Here is a 7,511-nt window from a genome sequence, read left to right as displayed (position 1 = left end):
CCCGCTGCTGCGCCGGCCCATTGGGCGCGGTCAGCCCACTGGAGGCCCCGTCCTGGTTGACCGCCGACCCGCGCACCACCGCCAGCACCCGATGCCCCAGCCGCTGCGCATCCGACAACCGCTCCAGCACCAGCACACCGACACCCTCGCTCCAGCCGGTGCCGTCGGCGTCGGCCGAGAAGGACTTGCACCGGCCGTCGGCGGCCATGCCGCGTTCCCGGCTGAAGTCGATGAACGTCTCCGGGGTCGCCATGACGGTGACTCCGCCGGCCAGTGCCAGCGTGCACTCGCCCCGACGCAGCGCCTGCGCCGCCAGGTGGATCGCCACCAGCGACGACGAGCACGCCGTGTCCACGGTCAGGGCGGGACCCTCCAGGCCCAGCGTGTAGGCCACCCGGCCGGACACGATCGCTCCTGTGCCGCCGCTTCCCATGTAGTCGTGGTACATGAGTCCGGCGAACACCCCGGTGGAGCTGCCTTTCAGCGCCGTGGGGTCGATTCCGGCGCGCTCCAGTGCCTCCCAGGAGGTCTCCAGCAGCAGCCGCTGCTGCGGATCCATGGCCAGCGCCTCGCGCGGCGAGATCCCGAAGAACCCCGGATCGAACTCCGCCGCGTCGTACAGGAACCCGCCCTCACGGGCGTAGGTCTTGCCCGGCCTGCCCGGCTCCGGATCGTAGAGCCCCGCCACGTCCCAGCCGCGATCACGCGGGAAGCGGCCGATGGCGTCCGTCCCGTCCGCGACGAGCCGCCACAGCTCCTCCGGTGAGGTGACGCCGCCGGGATACCGGCATCCCATTCCCACGATCGCGATGGGCTCGGTGTCGCGCTGCTCCACCTCGCTCAGGCGTTTGCGGGCGGAACGCAGGTCGGCAGTCGCACGCTTGAGGTAGTCGAGGAGTTTCTGTTCGTTGTCCATATGCGTCGCCCCACCCGCCAGGCAATGAAGTAAATAACGCGAAATAACCGGAAGCATCCGGGAAAACTGCTATGCGTTAAGCTCTGTGCCTTAAGCGCTGCGCTCAGGCTCTGGGCTTAAGCTACGAAAGGCTGATATGCGGCTGAACCCCTAGCCGCCCCCTGACCGCTCCCGGGTCACCATCGAATTTGCGCTGGACATGGGAGAGCGCGGCGAGCAGCCCCGTGGAGGTGAGCGCCCCGGCTCCGGCGGGCTCCACCAGATGCCCGATCGGCAGATTGCCGATCTCCGCCCAGGCCAGACGGCCGGACTCGTCGATGTAGCTGCGGGTCCTGCCCTGGTTGTCGGGGTGCAGGCAGTAGGGGATGTCGAGGTACCCGTGCCGGAAGGCGCGCAGGAGGCCCCGCCCCACGTTCGCGTCGAGGTTGAGCACCGCCTCGATCAGGGCACGGGCCTCCAGGTAGGTCTGGGTGTCGCCGTCGGGGGCGGGCAGCCGGTTGGAGGCGGCCGACACCACGCCGGCGTACTCCAGCGCCGTCACGTTCTCCGCCACCGTGGGGATGCGGTGCGCCTCGGCGATCGTCTTGACGATCAGCCGCTCCGAGCCGGTCCAGGCCGCCAGTTCGGCCGCGCCCGCCAGCAGCGCGTAAGCGCCGTGCGCGGTCTTCGGATACACCCCCATGTACGTGTAAATCACGACGTGCCAGGAAATGCCGCTCAGCAGCTCCGAGCACAACCGCCGCAACGCGAAGACCGCCTCCACATCCTGAGCCGGATCGGTCTGCTGCGCGTAACTCACCGAAACGCTGCGCACGCCGTACCGGCAGAAGAACAGCGCCTCCAGCACGCTGATGGCCACCAGCTGGCTGGGCGGGCACAGCTGGCCCATCATGCAGCCGCCGAAGGTCTCCAGATGCGGCTCCAGGCCCTCATCGCGCAGCCCGGCCAGCAGCTGGCTGCACCGGACCCAGTTGCTCACGGACTCGGCCAGCGGCACCCGCCCGTACGGCAGGCAGTACGAGACCGGCCCGCCCTCCGTCGCCTCGATCCCGGACTCGATCAACGAGCGGAAGATGGGCACGGGCCGGGCCGAGCCGTGGCGCACCTGCACGGGGAAGCCGGGCGCGCGGATGCCGTCGAGCAGTTCGCGGGTGACCTGCGCGCCGTGGGTGACGATCGGGTAGCCGTTGAGCGCGTTGCCCCTGTCCAGCGCCTCGCGGGCGGCCTCGAAGTCGCCGACCCGCGTGTAGCTGTCGAGCGTGAGCGTGCCGACCGTGGTGGCGTTGGCGGCCTTGGTCGCCGCGAGCCCGTCCCGCATGGCGTGCGTCTCGCCGAAGCCCATGCGGGGTTGCACGACGAGCGAGCCGCGTGCGCGCGCACGGCGCACGAACTCGGCGAAGCCACCGCTCATCGCAGTGCCCGCTGCGGCAGCGACTCGAGGAACTCGGTGAGCGGGGCGGTGCCCGCGCCGTCCTCGACGACCATGGTGAAGCCGGCGGCGAGGAGCTCCGCGGCGTGGCCGTCCTCCACGCCCGCGACGCCCAGTTTGCCACCGATCACCACCGGCAGGTCCGCCAGCTCCCCGACCGCCCGCACGTGCTCGATCAGGCGCAGCCCGTCCTGGTGGCCGTGGCCGTTGACGCTGCTGACCACGACGATGTCCGGCCGGTTCGCCAGGCACTCCTCCACGACCAGCCGCTCGGGTACGCACGCCCCCAGGTTGACCACCTCGAAGCCCAGTTCCTCCAGCAGGAGCTGGAGGAAGACCAGGTTCCAGGTGTGGGCGTCGGAGGCCACGCTGGTGACCACGGCGACCCGCCCGGAGCCGGGCAGGTCCCGAACCGTGGACGGGTTCACGGCAGCCTCGCGGGTTCGCCGACCCGATGGTGCTCGATGCGGGTGGCCGAGACGACCTCGCCGCCGCGGACGGCGATCTCGACCGGGGCCGGCCTGCCCAGGAACATCAGCAGGCTTGAGGTGACGCCGTAGGCGCCCGCGTTGGGGATGACGATCAGGTCACCCGGCCGCAGCACGGGCAGCTCGACCTCCCTGCCGATCACGTCGCCCGGGGTGCACAGCGGCCCGACCAGGCTGGCCGTCTCACGCTCGGCCCGCTCCGGGTGGGCGAGCTGTACGGCGGGCGGCAGCAGCCGCCCCAGCCCGGACATCCCGCCGAAGGTGTTGATGCCCGCGTCCAGGATCGCGAACTTCTTGCCCCTGCTGTCCTTGACGTTGACGACCTCGGCCGCCAGGCTGCCGCAGGTGGCGGTCAGGTAGCGGCCGGACTCGCAGGCCAGTTCGGGCGCGCCGGCACGCCAGGTGGGCAGGTGCTCGTCCAGGGCGTCCTCCAGCTCCCGGCGCAGCCGCCGGTAGACCGGCCGCTCGCCCGGCTCGCCGTACGGCGCCGCGAAACCTCCGCCGATGTCCACCAGCTCGAAGGGGATGCCGAGCTCGTCCTGGATCCTCGCGGCCAGGGCGATGGTCCCGCGGAACTCGGCGATCAGGCTCTCCTCGTCCTGGGCGTTGGACAGGGGGAACAGGTGGAGTCCCACGATCCGCGCCCCCGGCGTGCCCGTCAGCTGCGCGGCCTCCTCGACGAGGCGCTCGGCGTCGAAGCCGAACTGCGACGGCCTGCCGGTCATCCTGATGCTGGTGGTCGCGCTCGCCGAGGCGCTGTTGACGCGCAGCAGGCACTCGGCGACCAGGCCGAGCCGCTCGGCGGTGGCGGCGATCCGCCGGAAGTCGCCCGCCGACTCGGCGGAGAAGCGGCGCACGCCCTTGGCGAGCGCCTCCTCCACCTCGCCCTCGGTCTTGCCGGGGCCGGTGTAGAGGCAGTCCGCGCCGGAGAAACCGGCCGCGAGCGCCGCCGCCAGCTCGCCGGTCGAGCTGATCTCGGCGCGGCAGGCCCGGCCCTCCCCCTCGCGCATGGCGCGGACCACGTCGGGATGCGCGTTGGCCTTGATCGCGTAGTACAGGGCGAACGGCTCGGGCAGCGCGTCGAACAGGTCGCGCCTGGCGGCGGAGATCTCGTCCAGGTCGTAGACGTAGAGCGGGGTGCCGTAGCGGGCCGCCAGCTCCTCGTGGTGAATCATCGCAGGCTCCCCTCGAAGAGAGCGGCCAGTCCGGCGCGCTCGTTCTTTCCGTGCAGAGTGAGTGGGATCTCGCTGACGCTGCGGCACAGCGCCGGCACCTTGGCCGACTCCAGCCGCCTGGCCAGCTCCTTGAGCACCGCGTGCGGCTCCAGCTCGGACTCGACGACCACGGCGAGGTCGCGGTCCGCCGTCGGCGGCAGTACCGTCGCGGCCCGCACCCCCGGCACGTCCATCGCGGCCTTCTCGATCTCCAGCGTGCTCATCCTGATCCCGCGCCGTTTGAACATGTCGTCGCGGCGGCCCTGGAAGTAGAGGAATCCGTCCTCGTCCAGCCAGCCGTAGTCGCCGGTGTGCAGCACCGGCTCGCCGGTGGCCGGGTCGGTGCGGAAGGACTGCGCCGTGGCCTCCGGGTTGCGCCAGTAGCCGGGCATGACGTGGGGGCCGTACACCACGATCTCGCCGACCTCTCCGGTGGGCAGCGCCTCGCCGCCGGGCCCGGTGATGCGCACAGAGGTGCCCGGCAGCGGCAGCCCCACGGCGCCGGGCCGCTCGTCGGCGAGCTCGGGCGGCATGACGGTGACGCGCTTGCACTCCGTCTGCCCGAACTGCCGGACGACCACGACGCCGGGGAAGACCTCGCGCAGGCTGTCGATGGTGGCCTGCGGCAGCGCCGCCCCGGTGTTGGTGATCAGCCGGAGGGGCGGCATGGGGGCGGTGCGCCGCTCGGCGAGCTTGAGGATCATCGTCGCCAGCGACGGGACGATGGGCAGGACCGTGGCGCCGCTGTCGGCCATCGCGCTCAGCAGCACCAGATCCGACTCCCGGTCGGCCAGCACGATCTGCGCGCGGGCGGCGCAGCTCATCAGCACCTTGTACAGGCCGTAGTCCCACGACAGCGGGAACCGGCAGAAGACCACGTCGTCCGGGCGGTAGCCGAGCATGTCGACGATCGCCTTGGTGGCGAACGTCGCCTGGGCGTGCGGGCAGATGACCGCCTTCGGCGCCGCCGTGCTTCCCGAGGTGTAGATGAGCACGGCCACGTCGTCCGGCTCGACGACCCCTTCCCGGTACGGCGCGGCCTCGCCGCGCTCGACCTCGGCCCACACCTCGTCGAGGGCGTGCACCGGCACGCCCGCCCACTCCTCGACGACCGGCACCCGGTCGGCCACCGTGATGACCATCGCCGGTTCGGCGTTCTCCACCACCGAGCGCAAGTGGAAATCCTTCATCTGCGGATTGATCGGGACGAAGATGGCGCCCAGCCGCGAGGCGCCGAACAGCAGCGCCACGGTCTCCCGGATGCTCGGCACCTGGAGCAGGACGCGGTCGCCGCGCCCTATCCCGTTGCCGGCCAGCCAGGCCGCGGCGGCCCTGCTGCAGGCGTCCAACTCCGCGTAGGTCCATCGTCCGGCCGCGTCGCTCACCGCCACCGCGTCGGGTGCCGCGGCCGCCGCTCCGTCCAAAAGGGAATGCACGAGCATCTGGCTCTCCACGAAATCAACAGTGAATGCTACGGGTGTCCTGTGAATATTTTTCTGCCGCGGTCGCCCGGACGGCGGAGACGCACGGGTCGCCCTTTAAACGGTAATCGCGGCGAGTTCGCTCGCCGTACCCCTAGGAACCCCCTTGACCGCCCATTCCCTGAGCCGCGGGCGGTCGATTTTCCGATTCGAGTTCAACGGCATTTCGTCGAGGTGCCGGAAGTGCCGGGGGATCATCTGCTCCGGCAGCAGGGCGCGCATCTCGCCGGCCAGCCGCGCCGCCGCCGTACGCTCGCCGGTGTGGAAGGCGTGCAGGACGATCGCGCCCTCCTCCCCCACGCCGACCACGACCGCCTCGGCGACACCCGCGCAGCCGCGCAGCGCGTGCTCGATCTCGGCCAGTTCCACCCGCAGGCCGTTCACCTGGACCTGGGCGTCCAGGCGGCCCAGGTAGGCCAGTTCGCCGCCGGGCAGGCGGCGCACGCGGTCGCCGGTCCGGTAGAAGGTGCGGCCGTCGAGGACCGTGAAGCGGCCCTCGCCGTCGGCCGGGTCCAGGTAGCCCGGGGTCAGCTGGGGGCCGCTGATGCACAGCTCGCCCTCCCCGTCCGTCTCCTCCAGCAGGCGGTACTCGTGCCCGTCGTGGATCCGGCCGATCGGCACCACGCCGTTGACGGCCAGTCCGGGGGTGCGCTCAGGCGACCACCGGTGCCCGCTGACCGTGATGGTCAGCTCGGTCGGGCCGTAGATGTTCTCCACCGTCGAGCGGTCCGCCGACCGCGCCCACTCGGCCGCGTCCTCGCACCGCAGCGCCTCTCCGGCGAAGAAGCTCCAGCGCAGGCCGGGCATCGACCCGGGACGGAGACCGCCCATGCGCCTGACCAGCGAGATCGCGCTGGGCGTGGAGAACCAGACGGTCACGCCCTGCTCGGCGAGGAACCCCGGGATGTCCCGGTAGGCGGAGGGCGGCACGACCACGGCCGTGGCGCCGGCGCCCCAGGCGCAGAACAGGTCGAACATGGCGCAGTCGAAGTTCAGGTCGAAGACCTGCGTGAAGACGTCGGCCGCGGTGAAGTCGTAGCGCGCGTCGAGCAGGGCGAAGTAGTGCGCCGTGTTGCCGTGGGTGATCGTGACGCCCTTGGGCCGCCCGGTCGAGCCCGAGGTGAACAGGATGTAGGCGACATCGTCGGGGGCACCGCCGGGGGCACCGCCGGAGACACTGCCGGGGGTGCTGGACACCGGGTCCGTCAGGGGCTCGCCGCCCGGCTCGACCAGGCGCGGTACGGCCCGGCCGGGCTCCACGAGCTCCTCGATCTCGCGGAGCCGGGCCCGGCCCGGGTCGTCGGCGATCACCGCGGTCACCCCGGCCGCCTCGATCATCGCGGCCGTGCGTGCGGCGGGGAAGGCGGGCTGCAGCGGCACCACCGTGACCCCGGCGTACAGGCCGGCCAGGATCCCGGCGTAGGCCTCCACCCCTTTCGCGGCGAGCACCCCCACCGCGGCGGGGCGCTCGCCGGCGAGCAGCGCGCCCGCCAGTTCGAGGGCCGTCCGGTGCAGTTCGGAATAGCTGATCTCCGTTCCGGCCGTGCGCACGGCCGTACCGTCGGGAGAAATACTCAGGCCGCGTAGAAAACGTCCGTGCAGGGTGTCGCTCATCACGTCTCCATGACATTCAGGGGTTCATTCCGGGTTGTCGGTCGGGCGCCCGCGACATAGTTTCGCGAACGAATATCCAAACGACGGGAGTCGCTATGTGGGACCAGCAGTTCGAAGCCATCCTGCGCCGTTTTCTGCCTTTCCTGGCCACCGATGAGCCGTTGGAGCCCGAGACCGGCCTGCGTGATCTCGGCCTGGACTCTCTGGGCATGGTGGAGCTGCTCGGCACGCTGGAGAGCGCCTACGGGACGCGTTTCGGCGAGGACGCGCTGATGCTCGACACCTTCGCCTCTCCGGGCCGGCTGTGGGACGCGCTGAGCGCCGCCCGCGAGCCGGTCGGCTGACCCGGAATCGGCTGACCCGGAATCG

Annotated in this window: 7 protein-coding genes; 1 reads left to right on the top strand and 6 read right to left on the bottom strand. The window is 71.3% G+C overall.

What is annotated here, in order from left to right:
- The 6 genes from IEZ08_RS08740 to IEZ08_RS08715 all read right to left on the bottom strand — a co-directional run.
- The coding region (locus IEZ08_RS08740) for a beta-ketoacyl synthase N-terminal-like domain-containing protein (protein ID WP_189241964.1) at nucleotides 1-916 on the bottom strand (916 nt) is incomplete at its 3' end.
- 121 nt (nucleotides 917-1,037) lie between these two features.
- Nucleotides 1,038-2,327 carry a methylaspartate mutase gene (locus IEZ08_RS08735; RefSeq protein ID WP_068926369.1) on the bottom strand — a complete coding sequence of 430 codons (1,290 nt, stop codon included), beginning with the start codon at nucleotides 2,325-2,327 and terminating at the stop codon, nucleotides 1,038-1,040.
- A complete protein-coding gene (locus IEZ08_RS08730) occupies nucleotides 2,324-2,773 on the bottom strand; it encodes a cobalamin B12-binding domain-containing protein (RefSeq protein WP_068926371.1) in 450 nt (149 codons plus the stop codon). Before IEZ08_RS08730 ends, IEZ08_RS08735 begins: the two co-directional genes overlap by 4 nt.
- A complete protein-coding gene (locus IEZ08_RS08725; protein WP_068926373.1) occupies nucleotides 2,770-4,008 on the bottom strand; it encodes a type III PLP-dependent enzyme domain-containing protein in 1,239 nt (412 codons plus the stop codon). Before IEZ08_RS08725 ends, IEZ08_RS08730 begins: the two co-directional genes overlap by 4 nt.
- Nucleotides 4,005-5,489, bottom strand: a complete 1,485-nt coding sequence (locus IEZ08_RS08720) for an AMP-binding protein (protein WP_068926375.1) — start codon at nucleotides 5,487-5,489, stop codon at nucleotides 4,005-4,007. Before IEZ08_RS08720 ends, IEZ08_RS08725 begins: the two co-directional genes overlap by 4 nt.
- A gap of 96 nt (nucleotides 5,490-5,585) precedes the next feature.
- A complete protein-coding gene (locus IEZ08_RS08715; protein ID WP_189241963.1) occupies nucleotides 5,586-7,142 on the bottom strand; it encodes an AMP-binding protein in 1,557 nt (518 codons plus the stop codon).
- Nucleotides 7,143-7,237: 95 nt separating this feature from the next.
- On the opposite strand from IEZ08_RS08715, the gene IEZ08_RS08710 reads away from it, so the two are divergent.
- Nucleotides 7,238-7,486 (top strand): acyl carrier protein, encoded by a 249-nt coding sequence (locus IEZ08_RS08710; RefSeq protein ID WP_068926379.1) that lies wholly within the window; start codon nucleotides 7,238-7,240, stop codon nucleotides 7,484-7,486.
- Nucleotides 7,487-7,511 lie beyond the last annotated feature (25 nt).

This window comes from Planobispora rosea, assembly GCF_014648175.1.
GTDB lineage: Bacteria > Actinomycetota > Actinomycetes > Streptosporangiales > Streptosporangiaceae > Planobispora > Planobispora rosea.
Note: the sequence above shows the minus strand (reverse complement) of the source record. Positions and strands in the feature narration are given on the sequence as shown.

Excerpts from the sequence above, each read along its gene's own strand:
- IEZ08_RS08720 (WP_068926375.1), bottom strand. The coding sequence starts at position 5,489 with ATGCTCGTGCATTCCCTTTTGGACGGAGCGGCGGCCGCGGCACCCGAC.
- IEZ08_RS08725 (WP_068926373.1), bottom strand. The coding sequence starts at position 4,008 with ATGATTCACCACGAGGAGCTGGCGGCCCGCTACGGCACCCCGCTCTAC.
- IEZ08_RS08710 (WP_068926379.1), top strand. The coding sequence starts at position 7,238 with ATGTGGGACCAGCAGTTCGAAGCCATCCTGCGCCGTTTTCTGCCTTTC.
- IEZ08_RS08735 (WP_068926369.1), bottom strand. The coding sequence starts at position 2,327 with ATGAGCGGTGGCTTCGCCGAGTTCGTGCGCCGTGCGCGCGCACGCGGC.
- IEZ08_RS08715 (WP_189241963.1), bottom strand. The coding sequence starts at position 7,142 with ATGAGCGACACCCTGCACGGACGTTTTCTACGCGGCCTGAGTATTTCT.